At 66.9% G+C, this 21,808-nt stretch carries 16 protein-coding genes; 5 read left to right on the forward strand and 11 right to left on the reverse strand.

Annotation, left to right across the window (positions count from 1 at the left end; genetic code table 11):
* Positions 1 to 322 precede the first annotated feature (322 nt).
* Positions 323 to 1,678 (forward strand): NAD(P)/FAD-dependent oxidoreductase, encoded by a 1,356-nt coding sequence (locus tag AC5Y4S_RS12180; protein ID WP_500033307.1) that lies wholly within the window; start codon positions 323 to 325, stop codon positions 1,676 to 1,678.
* 62 nt (positions 1,679 to 1,740) lie between these two features.
* On the opposite strand, the gene AC5Y4S_RS12185 is transcribed toward AC5Y4S_RS12180, so the two are convergent.
* Complete coding sequence (locus AC5Y4S_RS12185; RefSeq protein ID WP_500033012.1) at positions 1,741 to 5,895, reverse strand: GAF domain-containing protein; 4,155 nt, start codon at positions 5,893 to 5,895, stop codon at positions 1,741 to 1,743.
* A gap of 211 nt (positions 5,896 to 6,106) precedes the next feature.
* Here AC5Y4S_RS12185 and AC5Y4S_RS12190 point away from each other — a divergent pair, with 211 nt between their 5' ends.
* On the forward strand, positions 6,107 to 7,651 hold the full coding sequence (locus tag AC5Y4S_RS12190) for an adenylate/guanylate cyclase domain-containing protein (RefSeq protein ID WP_500033013.1): 1,545 nt from the start codon (positions 6,107 to 6,109) through the stop codon (positions 7,649 to 7,651).
* Positions 7,652 to 7,683: 32 nt separating this feature from the next.
* Here the strand turns inward: AC5Y4S_RS12190 and AC5Y4S_RS12195 are convergent, their stop codons facing one another.
* Positions 7,684 to 7,929 carry a hypothetical protein gene (locus tag AC5Y4S_RS12195; RefSeq protein WP_500033014.1) on the reverse strand — a complete coding sequence of 82 codons (246 nt, stop codon included), beginning with the start codon at positions 7,927 to 7,929 and terminating at the stop codon, positions 7,684 to 7,686.
* 364 nt (positions 7,930 to 8,293) lie between these two features.
* On the opposite strand from AC5Y4S_RS12195, the gene AC5Y4S_RS12200 reads away from it, so the two are divergent.
* Both AC5Y4S_RS12200 and AC5Y4S_RS12205 read left to right on the forward strand, forming a co-directional pair.
* Positions 8,294 to 9,682, forward strand: a complete 1,389-nt coding sequence (locus AC5Y4S_RS12200) for an NAD-dependent succinate-semialdehyde dehydrogenase (protein ID WP_500033015.1) — start codon at positions 8,294 to 8,296, stop codon at positions 9,680 to 9,682.
* A 39-nt stretch (positions 9,683 to 9,721) separates the two neighbouring features.
* Positions 9,722 to 11,422, forward strand: coding sequence for an alpha-keto acid decarboxylase family protein (locus AC5Y4S_RS12205; RefSeq protein ID WP_500033016.1), 1,701 nt, complete (start codon positions 9,722 to 9,724; stop codon positions 11,420 to 11,422).
* A gap of 113 nt (positions 11,423 to 11,535) precedes the next feature.
* On the opposite strand, the gene AC5Y4S_RS12210 is transcribed toward AC5Y4S_RS12205, so the two are convergent.
* The 3 genes from AC5Y4S_RS12210 to AC5Y4S_RS12220 all read right to left on the reverse strand — a co-directional run bounded on the left by AC5Y4S_RS12210 (position 11,536) and on the right by AC5Y4S_RS12220 (position 13,522).
* Positions 11,536 to 11,931 (reverse strand): type II toxin-antitoxin system VapC family toxin, encoded by a 396-nt coding sequence (locus AC5Y4S_RS12210; protein WP_068179604.1) that lies wholly within the window; start codon positions 11,929 to 11,931, stop codon positions 11,536 to 11,538.
* Positions 11,928 to 12,197: a type II toxin-antitoxin system Phd/YefM family antitoxin gene (locus AC5Y4S_RS12215; protein WP_500033017.1), complete on the reverse strand. Its 270-nt coding sequence runs from the start codon at positions 12,195 to 12,197 to the stop codon at positions 11,928 to 11,930. The genes AC5Y4S_RS12210 and AC5Y4S_RS12215 overlap by 4 nt, the downstream gene beginning before the upstream one ends.
* Positions 12,198 to 12,274: 77 nt before the next feature.
* Positions 12,275 to 13,522, reverse strand: coding sequence for a glycosyltransferase (locus tag AC5Y4S_RS12220; RefSeq protein ID WP_500033018.1), 1,248 nt, complete (start codon positions 13,520 to 13,522; stop codon positions 12,275 to 12,277).
* Between the two features lie 299 nt (positions 13,523 to 13,821).
* Between AC5Y4S_RS12220 and AC5Y4S_RS12225 the strand changes: the two genes are divergently transcribed.
* Entirely contained in the window at positions 13,822 to 14,550 is a 729-nt protein-coding gene (locus AC5Y4S_RS12225; protein WP_500033019.1) for a GAP family protein, read from the forward strand.
* A gap of 43 nt (positions 14,551 to 14,593) precedes the next feature.
* Here AC5Y4S_RS12225 and AC5Y4S_RS12230 read toward each other — a convergent pair whose 3' ends face one another.
* The 6 genes from AC5Y4S_RS12230 to AC5Y4S_RS12255 form a co-directional block, all read right to left on the reverse strand.
* The gene (locus tag AC5Y4S_RS12230) at positions 14,594 to 14,851 is read right to left on the reverse strand and encodes a hypothetical protein (protein ID WP_500033020.1); all 258 of its coding nucleotides are present in this window, start codon (positions 14,849 to 14,851) and stop codon (positions 14,594 to 14,596) included.
* 419 nt (positions 14,852 to 15,270) lie between these two features.
* The gene (locus AC5Y4S_RS12235) at positions 15,271 to 17,511 is read right to left on the reverse strand and encodes an MMPL family transporter (RefSeq protein WP_500033021.1); all 2,241 of its coding nucleotides are present in this window, start codon (positions 17,509 to 17,511) and stop codon (positions 15,271 to 15,273) included.
* Entirely contained in the window at positions 17,508 to 18,620 is a 1,113-nt protein-coding gene (locus AC5Y4S_RS12240) for a type III polyketide synthase (protein ID WP_500033022.1), read from the reverse strand. The genes AC5Y4S_RS12235 and AC5Y4S_RS12240 overlap by 4 nt, the downstream gene beginning before the upstream one ends.
* Before the next feature lie 21 nt (positions 18,621 to 18,641).
* Complete coding sequence (locus tag AC5Y4S_RS12245) at positions 18,642 to 20,411, reverse strand: fatty acyl-AMP ligase (protein ID WP_500033023.1); 1,770 nt, start codon at positions 20,409 to 20,411, stop codon at positions 18,642 to 18,644.
* A complete protein-coding gene (locus tag AC5Y4S_RS12250; protein WP_500033024.1) occupies positions 20,408 to 20,674 on the reverse strand; it encodes an acyl carrier protein in 267 nt (88 codons plus the stop codon). The genes AC5Y4S_RS12245 and AC5Y4S_RS12250 overlap by 4 nt, the downstream gene beginning before the upstream one ends.
* A 221-nt stretch (positions 20,675 to 20,895) precedes the next feature.
* Complete coding sequence (locus AC5Y4S_RS12255) at positions 20,896 to 21,636, reverse strand: IclR family transcriptional regulator domain-containing protein (protein WP_085186931.1); 741 nt, start codon at positions 21,634 to 21,636, stop codon at positions 20,896 to 20,898.
* Positions 21,637 to 21,808 lie beyond the last annotated feature (172 nt).

Below are 21,808 nucleotides of genomic sequence, written 5' to 3' on the forward strand. Positions count from 1 at the left end.
CTCGCCGGACGCGGACAGCCATACGAGCTTTGACACCGCACCGGCTCGTCCCACGAGGACACCACCGCTTCGAAAGACGGTGTCACGCCGGAAGCGCCCGCCGTAGTGCCTTGACGCACGGTCATGCCGCCGCGGATACCCCCAGGCGCTCGAGTTAATCGCCGAGGCGGCGTCCTTTCGCGGCACGGACATCCCGACCGTGGCATTCCTGCTAGCCGGTAACACTGCCTGCGGTTTCTCGCAGGCCGGTATGGATGCCAGCGGCGAGGCATTTTGGAGCACGAACGGCAAAGCTCTAGCAGTGACTGCACCGGCACGCGAGATGGCAACAAAAGGAGGCGAAGTGGCAGTGGAACAACGGCATCGCGTTGTGGTGATCGGTTCCGGGTTCGGCGGGCTGACCGCTGTCAAGGCGTTGAAGCACGCACCTGTCGACGTGACGATGATCGCCCGCACCCAGCACCACCTGTTCCAGCCGCTGCTGTACCAACTCGCGACCGGCATCATCTCCGAGGGCGAAATCGCCCCGGCGACCCGGGTGATCCTGCGCAAGCAGAAGAACGCCAAGGTGTTGCTGGGCGACGTCGTGGACATCGACCTCGAAGCGCGCCTGGTAATTTCCGAGATGCTCGGCCGGCGCTACACCATCGAGTACGACACGTTGATCGTTGCGGCGGGGGCGGGCCAATCTTACTTCGGCAACGACCATTTCGCCGAGTTCGCGCCCGGCATGAAGACCATCGACGATGCGCTCGAGTTGCGTGGCCGCATCCTGGGGGCGTTCGAGCGGGCGGAGCTCTCCAGCGACCCGGCGCACCAACGGAAGCTGTTGACTTTCACGGTCGTGGGGGCGGGTCCGACGGGTGTGGAGATGGCCGGTCAGATCGCCGAATTGGCCAACGACACCCTGAAGGGGTCGTTCCGCAACATCGACTCCGCCACGGCGCGGGTGATCCTGCTCGACGCCGGGCCCGCGGTGCTGGCCCCGATGGGCCCCAGCCTCGGCAGCAAGGTCCGGGACCGGCTGGAGAAGATGGGCGTGGAGATCCAGCTGGGCACCATGGTCACGGATGTCGACGCAAATGGCCTGACGGTCAAGGACTCTGACGGAGCCATCCGCCGCATCGAATCGCAGTGCAAGGTGTGGTCGGCGGGCGTGTCGGCCAGCCCGTTGGGCAAGGTCATCGCCGACCAGGCGGCGGCTGAGGTCGACCGCGCCGGTCGCGTCAAGGTCTCGCCGGATATGTCGGTTCCGGGCTATCCGAATGTGTTCGTGGTCGGCGACATGGCGTGTGTGGAAGGTGTGCCCGGCATGGCCCAAGGCGCGATCCAGGGCGCCAGGCACGCCGCGAAGGTGATCAAGACAGAACTCAAGGGAGGCGATCCCGCCGAACGCGAGCCGTTCAAATACTTCGATAAGGGATCGATGGCCACGGTGTCGCGGTTCTCGGCCGTTGTCAAGATCGGCTCGATCGAGTTCGCCGGGTTCATCGCCTGGCTGGCCTGGCTGCTCCTGCACCTGGTGTACCTGGTGGGTTTCAAAAGCAAAGTCACCACGCTGGTCTCATGGATGGTCACCTTCATGAGCACGCACCGCGGCCAGCTCACCATCACGGAGCAACAGGCCACCGCCAGCATCAGTGGCGAACAGCTTGCGGAGATCGCCGCCGCGTCCTGAGGCCAACGCGGGCCTTCACGCCTTACCCGGCCGCCGGCTCGAACCGTGAAATGCCCAGCGCTCTATACGGATTGGCCGCCGGGCTCGCGCGGGATGGTGATGTCGAACGAGGTCCCGGCCCCCGGGGGGCTGGCGACCAGCATGAGGCCCCCGAGCACCTCGATACGGTCCTTGAGGCCGACGAGTCCGGACCCCTTGCCCGAGTCGGCCCCGCCGATCCCGTCGTCCGAGATGAACAGCAACAGGTGCTGGTCTGTGGTGTGCGTCCGCACCGTCACCTCGGAGGCCTGAGCGTGCTTGGCCGCGTTGGTGAGCGACTCGGCGACTACGTAGTAGGCGGCGACCTCGACGGAGTCGGACAACGGGTGCTTGATGTCGACGTCCAGCCTGACAGGTACGACCGACCGCCGGGCCAGCGTTCGAAGCCCCGCGGCCAACCCTCCCGTCGACAGGATCGCCGGGTGAATGCCGCGGGAAATCTCCTGCAACTCCTGGAACACGTCGGTCAATCCCGAAACGGACTGCGCCAGTTCGTCTTTCAGTTCGGCGCAGTCGGGTGGAACCAGGTCCTCGGCGAGTCGGAGCTTGAGCCCGAGCGAGACCAACCGTTGCTGGGCTCCGTCGTGAATGTCCCGTTCCAGGCGGCGCCGGGCGTGATCGGCGGCGGCGACAATCCTTGCGCGCGAGGCGATCAGCTCCTCGCGGGTGGTCGCGGCAGCGATCGCCGTCGCCACCAACTCGGCGAATTCGGCTATCCGACTCTCGGTGTCGGGCGGCAGCGGGTCGGATTGGCTGGCGGCGACGACGGCGATGCCCCAGACCCGCTCGTCGACCACGATGGGCGCCCCGATCCGCGAGCGCATGCCGAGCTCGCGAACGCGCTCCGCGATGGAGCCTTCGGCGCCCGTCCAGTCGTCGATCCGCGCCGCGGTTCGTGTGCGCAAGACCTTGGCCGACACGTTGTCGCCCTCGGTGGTAAGGCGTTCACCGAGCTGCAGGTGCGGCACCCCGGCTGCCGCGTAGCACGCGACGACGACGATTGCCGCGCCGTCGTCCTCGAACCGAAGCACCTCCGCGCTACCGGCATCGAGGCAACCGGCCATCTCCTCAGCAACCGCGGAGAAGACCTCCGACTGGCTAACCCCGCGGGCGACCAACGTGGCGACCCGCCGCAGCGCGGCTTGTTGGCGCGCCAGCACGCTGAGGTTGTCGGCAAGTTCACGCAAATGGTCTCGGCTGTCCTGCAGTTCGGCGCGGGTGGCGGCGTTGGCGATCGCGGTGCCCACGAGGTCGGCGAAATCGGCCATGCGCGCCTCGGTGTCGGGCGGCAGTGCCTTGTCGTCCGCGACGGCAACCAGGCCCCACACCTCTGTCCCCACCACGATGGGCACGCCCACCATGCAGTTCACGCCAAGCGCACGGATGAGTGCGGCCGTATCACCCGACGCCTGCTCGTGAGTGTCCATTCGAGCGGGCCGGCCGGTGCGTCGGACGATCGGGGCTATATGGTCGCCGTCGAGGGAAAACCGCTGGCCGACCGCCTCCACTCTTGCCACCTCAGCCTGTGGGCGTCCAACAGCCTCGATCACGACGTCGTCGCCATCGAACCGGCCGACATTCGCGTTGTAGACGTCGAGACAATCCGCCATTTCCTCGGCCACTGCTGCGAACACCTGCCGAGGCTCGGCCTCGCGGGCCACCAGTTCCGCCACTCGACGCAACGCCGTCTGCTGGCGGGCGAGATCGCGCAAGGTGTCGCGGCTGGCCTGCAGCTCAAACCTGGTCGCGGCGTTGGCGATCGATGTCCCCACCAGGTCGGCGAAATCCGCCATGCGTGCCTCGGTGTCGGGGGGCATGGGCCCGGTCCGTGAAGCCACGGCCAGCACGCCCCACGGCTGCGCGCCGATGACGATGGGCACCCCGACCATGCATTGCACGGCCATCGCACGGATGCGTGCGGCCGACGCGCCGGCCGCATGCTCGTGGGTGTCCATGCGAGCGGGCCGGCCAGTGCGCAGGATGATCGGGGCGATGTGGTCGCCGTCCAAGGGAAAGCGTTCACCGATTCCGGGCCGGTTCGGCACTTCAAGCGCGGTGCTCCCGAGGGCTTCGATGACGATGGCATCGCCGTCGAACCGACCGACCGTTGCGTTGTGTGCGTCGAGACAACCCTCCAGCTCATCGGCGACCGCCCGGAACACCTCGCGTGGCTCGGCCTCGCGCGCGACAAGTTCGGCGACCCGCCGCAGCGCTGTCTGGTGCCGGACGAGGTCACGCAAGCTGTCGCGGCTGGTCTGCAGTGCGGCGCGGGTGGCGGCGTTGGCGATCGAGGTGGCAACCAGGTCAGCGAAATCGGCCATGCGCACTTCGGTCTCGGGCGGCAGACTCCTTGTCCGAGACGCAACCGCAAGCACGCCCCATAGATGAGAGCCGACGACGATGGGGACCCCGACGACGGAGTCCAGTCCGCCTTCGCGGATGCGTTCGGCCCATGCGCCGGAAGCGTTCTCGTAGCCATCGATTCGCGCCGGCCGACCCTCCTGCCGGACCATCGCCGCAATGTTGTCCCCTTCCATCACGAACCGCTCCCCCACCTCGGGGAGGTTCGGCATTTCGGGATCGGCGCGCGCGACGGCCTCCACGATGGTCGCATCGGCTTCGTAGCGGACCACGGTCGCGTTGTGGACGTCGAGGATGCTGGCCATCTCCTCCGCGACCGCGTGGAACACTTCGGCCGGCTGCGCCTCGCGTGCGACCAGTTCCGCCACCCGGCGCAGCGCCGATTGGCGTCGAGCCAGCTCGCGCAAACCGTCGCGGCTGGAATTCAGCTGTTCACGCGCCGCCGCATTGGCGATCGCGGTCGCCACGAGATCGGCGAAGTCGGCGATGCCCACCTCGATGTCGGCCGGCAGGGGGTCCCCCCGAGAGCCCACCGCGGCCACGCCCCAGAGCTGCTCCCCGACCATGATCGGGACGCCGACCATGCATTCGATGCCCATTTCGCGCAGGCGCGCGGCCGAAGCGCCCGCCGCATGCTCGTGGCTGTCCATTCGAGCGGGACGTCCGGTGCGCCGAACAATCGCAGCGACGTGGTCGCCATCCAGTGGAAACCGCTCGCCCACGACCGGCGGATTCGGCAGGTCGACGTCCGGACGCCCCAGCGCTGCGATGACGATGTCGTCGCCGTCGTAGCGACTCACCGTCGCGTTGTATACGTCCAGAATGTCGGCCATTTCCTCTGCTACCGCCTTGAACACCTCGGCGGGCTCCGCCTCGCGGGCGACCAGTTCTGCCACCCGGCGCAACGCCGTCTGATGGCGGGCGAGCTGGCGGAGGCGATCGCGGCTGGAGCGCAGTCTCTCCTGGCTGGCCTCGAGCATGGTCCGGGTTTCGCGGAGTTGCTCTTCTTCCTCGCGTTGCCCGGTGACGTCGCGGCCGACTGCATAGAACAACCCCTGATGCGGCGCGACGCTCCATTCGATCCATCGCGTAGAACCGTCGCGGCTGGTGGCCCGATTCTCGAAACGAACCGGCCCCCGGCCCGCGGTGAGATCTCCTATCGGCTCGCGGAGCCGTTCCATGTCTTCCGGCGGCACCAATTCGAATGGAGCGGCCGCCAATTCGTCCACCGTGTACCCCAGTGCCTTTTCGAAGGCCGGATTGACCTCGAGCAGATTGCCTTGATCGGAAATGACCATGAGGTCCGACGTCAGGTTGAAAAATTGTTCCAGCCTGTGACGGCTCTCGATTAATCCGATGTTGAGTTTGTCGCGGTCGCGGGCGGCGGCCAGCAAGGCTTCCAGGGTGGGCACCACCCGGCACAGGCGTTCACGCGTCGTGCGACGCAGATCGTCGGGCACTTCGAGTACGGCGAACACCACGCCGTCCTCGTGCAATGGGAGAGACCCGGGCCGGTCATCGGCAACCGTCTTTGATAACGCCACGGACGCGAACCGCAAGCCGAAAGTGGCAGCAAGGCGCCGGCTCGCATCGTTCGCGGCCGACTGCAGATCCCCTGCCCGCAACACGATGTGAGCCAGCTCGGACGACAGTTCGGCCGCGCGGTGACGCTCGGCGGCGGCCACGGCGGCGGCCGCGACGCCGGCCACAAAATTGCCCAGCAGGGCCACGCCCATCAGGACCGCGTAGACGATGCCGACCGGGTCGTCCGGTTCCACTTGCTTGAGGAGGACGACCAGCACGGCCTCGACCGTCATGAACCCGGCCGCGACGGCAAGCGCAAACCAGGGCGCCAAGGGCGCCCGGGGCCTAACCAACGCGGTAAGGCGCGCAACCGTTGACATGCGGCCAGGCCGCCGACGTCTGGGCGACATTTGTTCAGTATGTATCGTTCCGGCATTCAGCAAAGCCCCAACCTCGCCTTTTTGCACTGGTGACCGCCACCGCCCGCGGCAGTACGCTCATCCGGTGGCGGAAACGTCGTACGCGCCCTGCGGCGATTTGAGCCTTGCGTATCAAGTGTTCGGAGACGGGCCCATCGAGCTCGTCTTCATCCCGCCGTTCGTCAGCCACGTCGAGCTCTTCTGGACGCTGCCCGAATACAAGGCGTTCTTCGAGCGTCTCGGTACCTTCTGCCGCGTGGCTATTTTCGACAAGGCCGGGGTCGGGCTGTCCGACCCCGTCCCGAAGGTTCGCTCGGTGGACGATCGAGCGGCCGAAATCGGGGCCGTCATGGATGCCGTCGGCTTCGAAAAGGCCGCCCTCCTTGCGTTGAGCGAGGGCGGTCCGGCCGCCATCGTCTGGGCGGCACGTCGACCCGAGCGAACCCGGGCGTTGATCCTGCACGGCACGTACGCGTATCTGGGCGGTATCGGGTGGGACGACTTGGATCGCAGCCCGGCCGAGGTCCGGGCGCGCATGCTCCGAGAAATGGGTGAGAAGTACACGCCGTCGACGCAACAACTCGAACGCTGGCAGGACTTCGGCGACGCTGCGCGCTCGGATTGGGGCGACGGCAGGGCGGTCAAGTGTCTGGTGCCGTCGGTCCGGTCGATCCGCCAGCTCGGGATGATGGAACGAATGTGCGCGAGCCCCGGAATGGCGAGGGCGACCGTCGAGGCGTCGTTCGGCATCGATGTGCGGCCGATCCTGTCTACTCTGAGCGTCCCCACACTCGTCATCCACGCCCGCGGGGACCCCGGGGTGCCCGTACAGGATGGCCGTTACCTCGCCGACCACATCTCCGGGGCGCAGCTTCTCGAGGTCGAGGGCGTGGACCATGCGCCCTGGTTCACCGAGTCCGAACGGACAACGACGGCGATCGAGGAGTTCCTCACCGGCGGCCACGCAGCGCCGCCACGGTCGCGTCGCGCACTGCGCACCGTGTTGTTCACCGACGCGGCGGAATCGACGCGGTACCCCGCGGCGGGGCGCGAGGACCGGTGGCCTGCGGTACTGGACCGCTTCGATGAAACGGTGAGCGAGCTTACGCAGCGGTTCGACGGCACGGTGGTCAGGAGCACCGGTGCTTGTCGCCTCGTCACCTTCGACGGCCCGACTCAGGCCATCCGCTGCGCCGAGGCGTTGCACGGTGACGCCGAGCCATTGGGCATCCGGGTCCGTTCCGCCATCCATACGGGCGAGTGTGAATTGCTCGACGGGGACCTCGGCGGAATCGCCGTAGCCGTCGCCGCGCGGATGCTCGAGCAGGCCGGCGCGGGCGAAATCCTCGTCTCCCGCACCGTACGTGACCTCGTCATCGGCTCGGGCACGGGCTTTGACGACCGTGGCAGCGTCGATTTGCGCGGAGTGCCCGGCACCTGGCAACTGCTGGCGGTCGACCGGCGCGGTGCGCGGGCGGGAACGGCCGAGGCCGCGCTGGCGTCAATGCCTACGCCCGGCCCGGGCACCGCGATGCGCCGGTCGGATCGCGCCGTCGAACTCATAGCCAGGCGGACACCGTGGATCTTGCGGGGGATAGCCCGCCTGGCCCCGGGGGTCGACCGCAGCTGAGCGGAGATGCGTTGAGCCGCAGGGCATTCAGGTCAATTGACGCAGATCGTGCCCCGCAAATGCGTGCCGTCACCGGTAAGGCATCCGTTCGGCGGATCCTTGGGCAGGCCGGGCGGCAGGCAGTTCTGCCGGTCGCTATCCCAGTACCAACCACTCGGGCAGTCGGCCAAATTGTTCGAGCTGGCCGGCGCCACCAGCGACGCCAACCCAATTCCTGCCACGGCCATCGAGGCGGCCACGGCGACTTTCAGGTTCTTCATGTCGGCGTTTCCTTTCACGTTGACATGCCTGCAACCAGTGTCGCGATCCTCGGTGGCGCATAGCTGCATGCCAGCCGCAGACCGACCCCCCGGCTAGCACCAATTCGCCGCCGAGGTCTCCTCGGCGCGATCTCGTTGTCAGTCATCACAATCCTGACGAACCGTCAGACGTCGTTTGATCCGGCCGGAATACCAGCTGGCAGGTATCGCCATTTGACGGTGGCCGTAACGACACGCATGGGCCCCGGCCAGCATCCTGATAACAACGCCGCGCACGCAAGGGACTGCGCGTAAAGCGCTTGCGGCAAGCGCTGTTTCACCGAACCAGGCACAACATGCAAAGACGCCGGCTACAGGCCGGCGCGAAACAATGGAGGAAACCATGGCATACCGGACCGTCAACCCGTACAACAACGAGGTCGTGGCGACTTTCGACGACCTGACCGACGCGGAGGCGATGAACCTTCTCGACCAGGCGCAGAAGACCTTTGAGACCTGGAGCCAGACCTCCTACGCCGAGCGCGCCGCGCTGTGCAGGCGCGCGGCGGCCATCCTCACCGAACGGCCCGACGAGTTCGCCCGCCTGCTCACCCTCGAAATGGGCAAGCTGTACAACGAAAGCCTGGGCGAGGTCGCGCTGAGCGCCCACATCTTCTCGTACTACGCGGACAACGCCGAGAAGTTCCTGGCGCCCGAGCGCATCGACACGCTCAGCGTCAACGACAACGCGATGCTCGTCAGCCAACCGCTCGGGGTGATCCTGGGCGTGCAGCCGTGGAACTTCCCGTTCTACCAGCTGGCGCGCGTGGCGGCTCCGAACCTGATGGCGGGCAACGTCGTCATGGTCAAGCACGCCTCCAACGTCCCGCAGGCCGCGGCGGCCTTCGAGCGGTTGCTGCTCGAGGCGGGCTTCCCCGAGGGCGCCTACACCAACCTGTTCGCGACCAAGGACCAGATCAACCTGCTGATCGACGACCCGCGGGTGCGCGGTGTGTCGCTGACCGGAAGTGAGGGCGCCGGCAGCGTCGTCGCGGCCCGGGCCGGCAAGAACCTGAAGAAGTCCACCATGGAGCTGGGCGGCTCGGACGCGCTGATCGTGCTGGACGACGCAGACCTCGACAAGACCGTCCCGTGGGCGGTGTGGGGCCGGATGAACAACGGCGGGCAGTGCTGCGTGGCGTCCAAGCGGATCATCGTCGCCGAGGAGATCGCCGACGAGTTCTTGGAGAGGTTCTCCGCCGCACTGGCCGAGCTCAAGGCCGGCGACCCGTTCGACGAGACGACGACCCTGCCGCCGATGTCGAGCCAGGGTGCGGCCGACGAGCTGAACGACAAGATCAAGGCCGCGGTCGAGGCCGGCGCGACGGCCATCCCGCTCGGTGCGCCGGTGCCCACGACGGGTGCGTTCGTGCAGCCGACGATCCTGACCGACCTGACCCCGGACAACCCCGCGTACTACCAGGAGTTCTTCGGGCCGGTGGCACTCTTCTTCCGCGCCACGAGCGAGGACGACGCCGTCCGGCTGGCCAACGACTCGCACTTTGGGCTCGGCGGTTCGGTGTTCACCCAGGACCCCGAGCGCGGGGTCGAGGTGGCCAAGCGGATCGAGACCGGCATGGTGTTCGTCAACCACCCCACCTGGACCAAGCCGGACCTGCCCTTCGGCGGGGTCAAGCTGTCGGGCTACGGGCACGAACTCTCCGGTATCGGCATTGCAGAGTTCGTCAACAAGAAGCTGATCAACGTCGTGCCGATCGACGCGCCCGAGTAATCCAATTCCCCAGTGGCTCAACGTAAAAGGAAGGCAATCATGGCTGACTTCACCGTGGGGAAGTACCTCGCGAAGCGGTTCGAGCAGATCGGGCTGAAGCACTACTTCATGGTCCCCGGGGACTACAACCTCGTCCTGCTCGACGAGCTGCTGGAGAACGAGAACCTCGAGCAGATCGGCTGCTGCAACGAGCTGAACGCCGCCTATGCGGCCGAGGGCTACGCCCGGGTGAACGGCGTCGGCGCCGTGCTCACCACGTTCAACGTCGGGGCGTACTCGGCGCTGAACGGGGTGGCCGGCGCCCACGCCGAACGCCTGACGGTGATCATGGTGTCCTCGAGCCCCAACACCAACGATGCGGGTGAGAACCACATTTTGCACCACACGGTGGGCACGCACGATTTCACCGCGCAATACGAGGTGTTCCGGCAGGTGACTTGCGCGGCGGTGCGCATCCAGCACCCCGACAATGCGCCGGCCATGATCGATCACGCGATCAGCACCGCGCTGCGCGAGCGCAAGCCCGCCTACATCGAGATCCCGTGCAACCTCTCGGCCGCGCCGTGTGCGGCACCCGCGCCGTTCTCGGAGTTGCCGGCCTGGCAGCCGAGCAACGCGCGGACGCTGGCCGACGCCGTCGCGCGGGCCACCGACCTCATCGCCCAGGCGAAGAAGCCGATCCTGTTAGCCGGCGTGCATCTGCGCGCCTACGGCGCGATCGACGCCTTCCGCGAACTGGCCGAGGCGCTGGGCTGCGCGGTGGCGGTGATGCCGAACGCCAAGGGCTTCTTCCCCGAAGACCACCCGCAATACGCCGGGATCTACTGGGGCGAGGTGAGCAGCCCGCAGTGTCAGGCCATCGTGGACTGGGCCGACCTGATCGTGGCGGCCGGTCCGGTGTTCAACGACTACACCACGGTCGGCTACAGCGCGTTGCCGCCGCGCAAGCGGATGATCAACGCCGAGCCCAGGGTGGTGCGGTTCCCCGACTCCGAGTTCACCGGCGTGTCGCTGGCCGACTTCCTGTCTGACCTGGCGAAGAAGGTGCAGGCCAACGACGCCACCCTGACGCAGTACAAGCGGCTGCGGGGGACGGCGTCGGTGGCGCCGCGGCCGGCTGCCGAGGACCCGTCGGCGCCGCTGAGCCGGGTCGAGATGTGGCGGCAGATCGAGGAGGAACTCGACTCCGACACCACCCTGCTGGTGGAGACCGGTGACTCCTGGCTCAACGGCATGTACACGCGGCTGCCCGGTGGTGCCCGGTTCGAGATCGAGATGCAGTGGGGCTCGATCGGCTGGTCCGTGCCCGCCAGCTTCGGGTACGCGATGGGGCTGGAAGAGGGCCGCCGGCTGGTCTCGGTGATCGGCGACGGGTCGTTTCAGCTCACGGCCCAGGAGGTCTCGAACATGATCCGCCACCGCCAGGAGATCCTGATCTTCCTGGTCAACAACCGCGGCTACGTGATCGAGTCGGCGATCCACGACGGTCCCTACAACTACTACAAGAACTGGGACTACGCCGGGCTGGTCGACGCGTTCAACGCCGAGGACGGCGGCGGGCTGGGGCTGAAGGCAACCACCGCAACGGAATTGACCGAGGCGATCGAGAAGGCCCGCGCCCACACGGGTGGTCCGGTCCTGATCGAGTGTGAGATACCGAATGACGACGCCAGCCCCGAGTTGATCTCCTGGGGATCGAAGGTGGCCCGCGTCAATTCCCGCCCGGACCCGCGGTTCTGAGGTTCCCTCCGATAGAGCCGGCCGGTCGTGCGAGGTTGCTCAGGCGCACGACTGGCCGGCTCTCCATTGCGACGGACTGGCGCTCGAACCATTCTGCGCGAGAGCTGATTCCCTCAGCCGCCCGGCGAGACGGTCGGCAACCCTTGCGATTCTGCCGCATCGAGAAGCCTCCGATCGTAGGCGCAGAACGCTGTCAGACCGCGTCGGTGGGCGTGCGCGGTAGCCAGGTGTATCGCATCGAGAGTGCGCAGCTCGGCGGGCTGGATGGTTGCCGCGGCGGCCGCGATCGCGTCCGTCAACACGAGGGTGTCAATCGAGGCGGCGACATTTCGCGCCCTGGCCATAGCATCGGGCCCGATCCGCGCGACCGCGCGAATAAGTTCGATGTGACCGATAGCGCTCGTCGCCAGGTCATCTTCCAGACGGGCATTGAGCCATTCGACCAATGCTGCTGACTCCTCCTCAGCGGCAATAAGTTTCACGGTGGCCGACGTATCAAGGTAGATCATCGGTCGGCGCGCTGGTGCTCCAGTATCGAACTGAGTGAACGGCCTTCGACGAGGTCGGCCATGCTGAGCGGAAGGCGTGGCGCTGTCGCGGGGATCAACTGCCCTTCGGCGATCAGCTTCTCGCGCACTTGCTCCCCGGGAGTGAGCGGCACCAAGCGGGCCACAGGCCGGCCGCGTTCGGTGATTTGGATAATCACGCCAGCCTTCGCCTTCGCTACCCACACACTGGCATTCTGGCGTAGTTCACGAATCCCGATTACTTCCATCGAGACAGTGTAGCACCTAATGTGCTACATGCTGCTCCGGCGACGCCCAGGTTGACGTCGCGTGGTGTTCGCACTGCTTAGGAGTTGATGCTCACCGCGCCGCTGAGCACCCGCTGCTCGATCAGGTCGGCACCGCGGGCCACCCCGCCGGTTGCCCGGAAACCGCCCGCGACAAGCCGCGCGCCGGCTGTCATGGTCATCGCCTGCTGCACCTTGGCCGAAAGCCGTTTCGCAGTGAGCTTTTTCGCCGGCAGGCGGGTACCGCACCGCGCCACCTCGACCCGCCGTGCGACCTCGAACTGGTCGCGTCCGAACGGCACCACACACACCGGGACGCCGCGAGCAAGGGCCTTCTGGGTGCCCCCCATGCCGCCATGCGTGATCGCGCACACCGCGCGGTCCAGCACCGGGCCGTGCGGCACGAACTGAACCACCGTCGCGTTGCGGGTGGGGGGAATGTCGGCAGGCAGGCCGGCGGGCAGCGTCGCCACCACGTGCACCGGCAAGTCGGCCAGGGCGGTGATCGCGGTCCTGACGAGTCTCTCGTCGGCCTGTTGTTGTGACGAGGTTGTCACCAGGACGATCGGCCGGTCGATCGCCTCGAGCCACTCGGGCACCTCGTGCATGGCCGGTTCGAACATGCACGGGCCGATCATCTGCACGGCGTCGCCCCACTCGGTTTGCGGGTACTCGAACGGCTTGCCGCTGGCCACCAGCATCAGTGGAGCCCGCCGGAAGAAACCGTCGGCCGACGTGACCGGCGATGCGCCGGCGCTCGCGCGAATCTTGTTCCCCGCCGGCAGAACCGCCCGCTCCATCATGCCCATCACGATCGGCCGCAGTGCGGCGTCGCGGGCCCGGCCCAGCGGGCCGGCCAACGGAGCCAGGCCCAACCCGAAGGGCGGGACCCCGCGCGACTGCAGCGGCGGCGTGTACGGCGAGAAGCATGCCCACGGGGTGTCGCCCGCGTCGGCGACCGACAGGGCGCCCCAGCAGTTGACGTCGACGATCAGGGCGTCGGGACGCGTGCGGGCCACCGCGTCAGCGAAGTCGGCGACTTCGTAAGCGGCCCGGCGGCAGAACACGTCGACGGCCCGCTTGAGGGCACCTCGCGGGCTGGACGCCTTCCAGTCGTCGTTGACCGTCGCCTCGATCCGGGGATCGATTATGTCGGTGATGAAACCCAGCTCCCGCGCCATCTCCACTCCGGTGGACAGGGTGCGCAGGTGCACCTCGTGGCCGCGGGCCGAAAGTTCTAGCAGCAGCGCGCTGAACGGGAACAGATGGCCGAGCGCCGGCGACGTGTAGGCCAAGATTCTTGCCATTTGTGTTTTCCCATCTTCTGGCCGCGTGATGAATATCGGGTGTCTCAAATTGTTTCCGACCAAACGCCGCGTGTCAGTACGGCAGGCCACCATATGCGTTGGGTGCCAACAGCTATTCGCTGATGTGGTCTCCGGCTTTGCTGAATAGTGCTGACAGGAAGCGCAAATGGCGGCCAGCTGTACCGACGGCGATCGCTTCGTCAGCGAGACTGTAGCCATGTGGGCAGCAACCCTACTGATGCTTCGTTGCGGTGTGTTGCCCGTTTCGCACGGCTCGCTTCGACCTGGCGTAGGCGCCGATGTCTAGCGCGGTCATTCTCTTGTCGCTCGTCGCGGCTATCGACCCGGTGCGGATCGGCATCACGGCGCTGTTGATCTCCCGACCGAAGCCAATGCTGAATCTCTTCGTCTTCTGGCTCGGAGGCATGGTGATGGGCATCGGCGCGGCGCTCGCCGTGGTGCTCTTGCTGCGCGGCATAACGGTCTCCGCCATGCAAACGGTGATTTCGGCCACGAATTCCCCCATGGCGGCCTACGTCCAGGTCGGAATCGGCTTTTTCGCAGTATCTTTCGCCGCCCTGCGCCTGGCGCGTTCGGGAGCACAACGGCGCCTACCGGTGCCGGCGACCGCTGGCGAGTCCTCGGTGCTGCTGTTGGAACCGGACGCACCACCGCCCGCCTCTCGGCTGTCGATTCGGGGCCGGCTGGAATCCGGATCGTCGTTGGTGGCGTTCGTCGCGGGGGTTGCCCTGGCAACCCCGCCGGTTGAGTACATGGCGGCGATCCTGGCCATCCTGGCGTCCGAGCCGGCGGCGGCTGGGCAGCTGGGCGCGGCGGTGTTCTTCACCGTGGTGGCGTTTGCGGTCGTCGAGGTTCCGCTCGTCACCTATCTCACCGCGCCGACGCAGACGCTTACCGTCGTGCAGCGGCTGAACGGCTGGATGAGCGCGCGTCGTCCTGCCATCCCCGCCGTGGTCGTCGCCGTCTTGGGTCTCTCACTGTTGGCTTCCGGCATGGGCCGGCTCTAGCGGACTCGATGCGCCGCGGCGACCCGATCGGTAAGCGGCGCGGTCAGATTCGCGACCAGCGCAGCACCGAGACAGCAAGTTTGCAGCGCTCGCACTTCCCGACTGCGTCGCGATGCTTGCGGCACGAGAGCATGACGGCGCCGCAGCAGTCGTTCCGGGTGGCCCAGCGGGCGGGTCTCTTGCAGCGCCACAGCATGATCGGTCGGGTCAGCTTCAGCGCGGCGAACAGGTCGCACGGAAGGTCGAACCGCAACTGGTCGAGAATCGCTGCCTCGGGGCCATTCTGGCGGCCGGTTCTCATCGCGCCGCCTCGTGCCGGGCGGCGGTCGCATGGTGGGCGGCGCACCGGTCAGAGCCTGTCGTCGAATCCTCTCGGGCATGCGAATGACGGTCACAACGGATCTCGGCCGACGTGCTTTGCCGGTCGAATTGCCCTGTCAGGTCGAGCATTTCCCACCACTTCGCCTTATGCGCTTCACTACCCACACCCTCAAGGGTGGATGTCACTCCCCGGAAAGTCATCGGCGCTGGCGCCTATCAATGACTGTCGGGCAACCCCAGTGCCGCATACTCGCCAGCTGCAATAGTCTGCCGCTCACCTGTATGCGTGGGGTTGCGCCGCTTTCGTGCGTCGAGCCTGAACACAGCACGTGTGTTCGCGCCGACAGGCGGATCTGCGCTCAGAATCGATGCCGCTTCAGGCTCGACGCGAACAGCCCCTTACTGGGCTTCCAATGCGTACGCCGGTTGACTGCCCACCGCTGGACGCTCGGGATGCGAGACGGCAACGCCGGTCTTGTGCCGATGGCGCAACCGCGTAACCCATTGTGGCGCCCACCAGTTGGCCCGCCCCATCACGCGCATGAACGCCGGGACGAGCAACATGCGGACCAGGGTCGCGTCGGACAGCACCGCCAGCGTCAGCCCGACACCGAACATCCGCATGAACGACACCTGCGCTGCGATCAGCGCGGCGAACGAGATCGACATGATCAACGCGGCGGCGGTGATCACACGCCCGGTTCTGGCCAGGCCGAGCGCCACGCTGTGGTCGTTGCCGGCGGCAGTCCGGTCCGATGCCAGCCAGTACTCGTAGATCCTCGACACCAGGAAGACCTCGTAGTCCATCGACAGGCCGAAAGCGATGCAGAACAACACGACCGGCATGGTGAGCACGAGCGTGCCGGTAGCGGTGGTGCCTAGCCCGCCGAGGTGGCCGTCCTGGAAGATCCAGACGAGCGCCCCGAAGGAGGCGGTCAACGACAGGCCGCTGAGCAGCAATGTCTTCAGGGGCAACACCACACTGCCGGTGAGCCGGAACATCACCACCAACGTGATCAGCGCGATGGCCGCGAGGACGAGCGAGAGCCGCGAGGTGATCGCGTTGGCGGTGTCGCGGTTGACTTGGGCGGTCCCGGTGATCAGCACCTGCGCGCCGCCGGGACCCGCGACCGCGTGCAGCCGGTCCAGCTGGGTGTTGGAAGCATCCGAGAAAAGCGGGGCGCTGCTGGCCACGGTGAGGAACGCGCTGCCGTCGGCGACCCCCGCTTCGGCGACGGGGGGTCCGACGCGGGTCCCGGCGACGAACGTCCCATCCGGTGCCGAAACCGACGGCACGTCGGGCACCATCGACAGCTGAGAGGCGTAGTCCGCCAACGCATTCGGGGTCAGCCCGCGGGCATCGGGAACCACCACGGTCAGGCTCGACGCCACGTCGGCGCTGAACTGTGTGCGCAGCTGGTCGCCAACCTGGCGCGCCGTGCTAGAGGTCGGTAGCACACGATCGTCCGGAATGCCAACCTTCATCCCGAACAACGGCATCCCCAGCGCGACCAGCACGACGGTGAGGCCGAGCCCGATTGGAACCGCCCGGCGCATCACGAAGTGGGCCAGCCGGTAGAAGAACGTCTGCTCGACGGGGCGGGCGGCGCCCGCGCGCGAATCCACTCGCTTTCCCAGCACCACAATAGCGGCGGGTGTCACGATGATCGCCGCGCCGACCGCCAGAGCCACCACCGCGATCGCGGCGTAGGCGAACGACTTCAGGAACGGCATCGGGAAGAACATCAGGGCCGACATGGACAACGACACGGTCATCGCGGAGAAGAGCACGCTGCGGCCGGCGCTGGTCATCGTGCGAACGATTGCCGCGTTCCGCTCTGTGCCGCTGGCGATCTCGTCCCGGAATCGGCTCAGGAGCAGCAATGTGTAGTCGATCGCCAACGCCAGGCCCATCGCGAGCAGCAGGTTGAGCGCGAAGATCGAGACATCGGTGACGCAAGTGAGCGCGCGCAGCACGGCCATCGACCCGAAGATCGCAATACCGCCGACGGCCAAAGGAATCGCTGCCGCCAGGAATCCGCCGAACACCCAGACCAACACCAGGAAGCTCACCGGAACCGCGATGGTTTCCATGACTTTTAGGTCGTCCCGGGTCTGGCTGGTGATCTGCGCATCGACCATGGCCTGCCCGCCGGCGCGCACCGTCACGCCGTCGCGGCTGCGCACGACCTGGTCGCTAAGCGTCTCGGCGTGCTGTCCGGCCGCGTTGGTCCCGCCGGTGATGCTGGCGACGATCAGACCGACCTTGCCGTCTTTGCTGACCAGTCCGGTCGACGCCGCCGGCGGCGCCGCCCAGGGCGAGGCCACCCGCGCCACGTATGGCGAATCGTGCAGCTGGCGCACGATGTCCGTGCCGACCCGCTCGGCGGCGCCGCTCTGAATGCCGTCGTCCGAGGAGACGGTGATCAACAGCTCGGTGTCACCCCGGTGGAATCGGTTGGCCAACATGTCCGTCGCCCGGGACGATTCCGCGCTCGGATCCCGAAAGCCTCCGGCGGACAGGCTGTGAATCACCGGTAAGCCGACCACCGCCGTCGCCACCATGGCGAACAGCGACAGCGCAATGATCCGCCGCGGCGCGCGGATTGCCAGTCGGGCGAGCCGCTCCAAGGCGTTCAAAATCGAAGCACCGCACCTTCAATGGTCAGGCCGGGGCCGAACGCCAGGAGCACTCCGTGCTCGCCGCGGCGAGGCTTGTCGACGCGCAGGATGTTCTCCAGCACGAGCAGCACGGTGGCCGAGGCACAGTTGCCGGCGTTGGCCAGGACATCCCAGCTGGCGCGCAGCTGCTCCGGCTGCAAGCCGAGTTGCTTACCCAGCTTGCGGACGATCTTCGGGCCACCCGGGTGAATACCCCAATGGGTGACGTCGTCCTTCGAAAGGCCAAGCGGCGTCAGCAGTTTGGCGAGGAAGCCCTCGATGTTCTCCTCGAGGACCGCCGGCACGCCGGCGGCCAGGGTCATCCAGAACGACCGGTTGCCGATGTTCAGGCTCATCATGGTGTGCTGGTCGTATAACTGCTCGGTGTGGGTGCGCAGGAACTGCACCCCCGCGCCGTCGGGGGCCGAGCCCATCAGCATCGACACGCTGGCATCACCGAACAGCGCCTGCGTGATGAGCGCTTCCACCGGGTCCTCCCCGGGCATCAAACTTTCCCGGATGTGCGCCGAGCTCAATTCGGTGTTGTTGCAGATCACCAGTTCGCCGGGCCGGGCGGCGACGCTGTCCATCGCGACCTTGATGACGTTGAGCGCCGCGTAGCAACCCATGTGACCGATGAAGGTGCGACGCAGATCCGACCGCAAACCAAGCTCTTTCGCGAGCATGAGGTCGGGTCCGGGGTTGACGTACCCGGTCGAGCAGGCCATCACGAAACTGCCGATTCGCTGCGTGTCGAAGTCGCCGATGGCTTCCTTGAGGGAACGGCCGGCGACATCGATGACGGCCTGGCTGTGGGCCGCCATCCGGTCGCCCGTGAGCAGGCCGGCGGCCTCCACGAGATTGTCGGGGTGCCACATGATGTGGCGCTTCTGGACCTTGGTCGATTCGACGATTCGCTTCACGAAACGCACCGAGGACACCCGCTCGAAGAACTGTGTGGTCTCTTCCCGAGTCACCTCGAACGGCGGGTGGGCCGATGCGATGCCCAGCAGGGTGGGACGTTGGCGCACGGCGCCGTTCGTCACGTGCGACGGCGCCAGCACGTCGAAGGGATCTGCAAGATACATTGGCTGACTTCCTTACTCGCTCTACCCGACGAATCGGTTCTTCTTGCGTCGTGCCAGCGCTGCACGAGCGTGGAGGACTTCCCCATTGGCCGCCTGCACCAACAACCGTGCCGCGGTGACCTTTCTGGGTGCGGACAACCGACCCGTCTGCCATTGCGTGAGCGCCTCGCGTCGGCGAAGCTTGCCGCTGCTCGTGCGCGGCAACGTGCCGGGCTCGAGTAGCTCCACGTGCGCCGGCAGGATGCCCGTGTGTTGCTGCACGCGCACCGCGACGTCGTGGGCCAGGCCGGGCCCGGCGTCGGGAGCCGTCTCGACGAGCAGCGCGAGCGCCTCGTCTTCCTCGCCCGGCGGCACGAATCCCACCGCGACCGCGCATCCGGTGCGCACGCCCGGCAGCCCGTCCAACGCGGCCTCGAACTCCTCGGGGGCGTGATTGGCGCCGCGCACGATGACGATGTCCTTTTGGCGTCCGCACACGTAGAGCTCGCCCTCGTGGACGAAGCCTCGGTCGCCCGTGTGCAGCCAGCCGTCGTGCAGAGCCTGGTCGGTGAGGTCGGGGCGACCGAAGTAGCCGGCCATGATGCTGGGGCCCGCGACGAAGATGTGCCCGGCCCGGCCCGGCGGCAGCGCCTTCCCGTGGTCGTCGCGGATCTCGACCGCCATGCCGGCCAGCGGACGCCCCACGCTGACAATCTCTTTGCCGCCCGGTTCGACGACGCCTTCGGCCGCCAGCCTGTCACCATCCACGCCGAGGGCCTTGAAGGAGGTATCCGCCGGCTTGAAGGTGACGGCCAGGGATGCCTCCGCCATGCCGTAGCACGGCGTGAACGAGGACGCCCGGAATCCCCAGCGCCCGAAGCGCTCGCTGAACCGCCGCTGCGCTTCGGCGCTGACCGCCTCGGCGCCGTTGAGGCAGATGTTCCACGAGGACAGGTCCACGCCGTCGAGCTCGTCATCGCGGATGCGCTTGAGGCACAGCCCGAAAGCGAAACTCGGCGCCGCGGTGATGGTGCCCCGGTGCCGCGACACGGCTCGCAGCCAGGCCCCGGGTACCGCGACGAACAGCTCGGGTGGCAACAGGACCAGCTTCCCCGGAACGTAGAACGCGCTCAGCAGGTTTCCGATGAGGCCCATGTCGTGATAGAGGGGCAGCCAGGTGACGCCAACCGGATACGGGGCGCCGTCCGTGGTGATGTACTGCCCGAGGCTCGCCAGGTTGGACAGCAGGTTCGCGTGGGTTAGCGCCACCGGTTTGGGGTCGTTGGTGGTGCCCGACGAGAACTGGATGACCGCGATGTCGTCGGAACGGACTTCGACGGCCTCCGCTGCCGGGCCGGTCAGGCTGGACGCCGTGACGCATCCCAGCGGCGGGGCCGCGTTGGCGACCGACACCCCAAGGAAGCGCCGGATGCGCTCGTCGGTCACGACCATGGCGGCGTCCACCGCGCTGAGCATGGCAGTCGTCCTACGGTGGTACTCGTCGAGCTTGCCCAACCGCAGCGGTGGATAGAGCGGGACGGGGATCGCGCCGGCGCACAGCACGCCGAAGAAGCATTGCACGAATTCCGGCGAGGTCGGCAGCACCAGCGCGACGCGGTCGCCCTTGCGAATTCCGCGGCGGATCAGGTCACCCGCCACCGCCAGCGCCTCCTCGCGGATCCGGGCGAAAGGCACGTCGTGGTCTTGCTCCTTCTTGTCCACGAAAACCAGTCCGAGCTCCGATTGCGCGGCCCCATCGAGCATTTCGATCAGCGAGGCGTGCTTGGGACGGATCGCCGGCGCCCCTTTCACGGCAGCTCTCCCATGCGACCGACGACCAAGTTGGCCAAGTCGCCGACTGTGCTGAGATCGTCGGCGTCTTCCTCTTGCAATTCGATGTCGTAGTGCGCCTCGATCTTGAAGACGATCGACATGAACTTGAGGGAATCGAGGCCGATGTCGGCGAGGTTCGACTCCGCCGTCGGAGCGGCTTCATCGGCTTCCTTCTTGACGAAGTCGATGATCTCCTGCGTGATGATCTCGAGAATTTCGGAATCTTGTGCTGAGATGGTCATGCCCAGAAGTCTTGTCGGAGCGACCTCAAAAAGCGTCCCCGCCAACACGACTCGTCTTTTCTGGTTAGCACCAATCCTCAAGTTAGCCGTCGCGGGGCCAAAGAAGTTGTGGTGCAACGTGCTAGGTCGCGTGTGGCAAGCGTGCCACCACCAATCCCTGATTACCGGCAGTGTGACTGAACGGATTCCGGCCAACTGGAAGACAGGCGACCGGCGCGCTTTCAGGAAGCTTTGAGGCCGTACTTCGGGCCGAGCGTGGTGACGGCATTTTTGAGCTGTTCGCCGAGTTCGTCGAGGCGGTCCGCTTGTGAGGCGTCGACGGCCGCGCTGACCGCCGCGATCAGACTGCCGTCCGGGGCGAGCAGCGGCGTGGCCACCGCGTAGGCGTCCGCGAGGGTACCTCCGCGGTTGAAGGCCAGGCGGCGAGCGCGGATGTCGGGGAGTTCGGCGAGAAATTGCTGGACTTCACCCGCCTGTTCCGGAGCGGCGAGGTCGAGCAGCCGGTACATCTCATCGTCAGAGACGTTGGCGAGCAGCGTCTTTCCGGCGGCGCTGGTGTACAGCGGACGGCGGGCGTGGATGCGTGCGACGAACCTCAGACTCGGTGATTCCTCCCCCACCAGGTCGGTGAAGATGATGGCGTCTCCGACCCGTACCCCGACGAGGACCGTGCACCCAAGCGTTTCGCCCAGCTCGGCGACGAATTGATGGTCGAGCGCGAGCGCGGCCAGCTTGTTCGCGCGAGCGGCGAGAATGAACGGCCCCGGCCCGAGGTGGAACCGGCGTTCCCGCTCGACGAGGTAACCGCACGCGAGCAGCCCGTTCGTCAGCTCTTGCACGGAGCTCTTCGCGGCCTCGAGGGCGGTCGCCAGCTCAGCCAGCGTCAAGCCGCGCGGGCTCAGGGAGACGGCCTCGAGGATCTGGACCACGCGGTCGACCGTGCGATGCGGGCGGGCAGGCATGCGGCTGACGGTAGCAAGCCCGTGCCGCGAATCGAGATCAGGACATCGTCTCCCTGCCCGTGTGCACGGATGTCTGGCTCCCAGACTGCACCCGCTCGCAGATCGCCCAAAAAACCTTTCCCCGGGGACTTGCATTGCGACGGTAGTCACCGTACTTTATACGCATATCCGG

This window comes from Mycobacterium sp. NGS64 (genome assembly GCF_059812245.1).

Excerpts from the sequence above, each read along its gene's own strand:
- AC5Y4S_RS12180 (WP_500033307.1), top strand. The coding sequence starts at position 323 with ATGGCAACAAAAGGAGGCGAAGTGGCAGTGGAACAACGGCATCGCGTT.
- AC5Y4S_RS12185 (WP_500033012.1), bottom strand. The coding sequence starts at position 5,895 with ATGACGGTCGAGGCCGTGCTGGTCGTCCTCCTCAAGCAAGTGGAACCG.
- AC5Y4S_RS12200 (WP_500033015.1), top strand. The coding sequence starts at position 8,294 with ATGGCATACCGGACCGTCAACCCGTACAACAACGAGGTCGTGGCGACT.
- AC5Y4S_RS12205 (WP_500033016.1), top strand. The coding sequence starts at position 9,722 with ATGGCTGACTTCACCGTGGGGAAGTACCTCGCGAAGCGGTTCGAGCAG.
- AC5Y4S_RS12210 (WP_068179604.1), bottom strand. The coding sequence starts at position 11,931 with ATGATCTACCTTGATACGTCGGCCACCGTGAAACTTATTGCCGCTGAG.
- AC5Y4S_RS12215 (WP_500033017.1), bottom strand. The coding sequence starts at position 12,197 with ATGGAAGTAATCGGGATTCGTGAACTACGCCAGAATGCCAGTGTGTGG.
- AC5Y4S_RS12220 (WP_500033018.1), bottom strand. The coding sequence starts at position 13,522 with ATGGCAAGAATCTTGGCCTACACGTCGCCGGCGCTCGGCCATCTGTTC.
- AC5Y4S_RS12225 (WP_500033019.1), top strand. The coding sequence starts at position 13,822 with ATGTCTAGCGCGGTCATTCTCTTGTCGCTCGTCGCGGCTATCGACCCG.
- AC5Y4S_RS12230 (WP_500033020.1), bottom strand. The coding sequence starts at position 14,851 with ATGAGAACCGGCCGCCAGAATGGCCCCGAGGCAGCGATTCTCGACCAG.
- AC5Y4S_RS12240 (WP_500033022.1), bottom strand. The coding sequence starts at position 18,620 with ATGTATCTTGCAGATCCCTTCGACGTGCTGGCGCCGTCGCACGTGACG.
- AC5Y4S_RS12250 (WP_500033024.1), bottom strand. The coding sequence starts at position 20,674 with ATGACCATCTCAGCACAAGATTCCGAAATTCTCGAGATCATCACGCAG.
- AC5Y4S_RS12255 (WP_085186931.1), bottom strand. The coding sequence starts at position 21,636 with ATGCCTGCCCGCCCGCATCGCACGGTCGACCGCGTGGTCCAGATCCTC.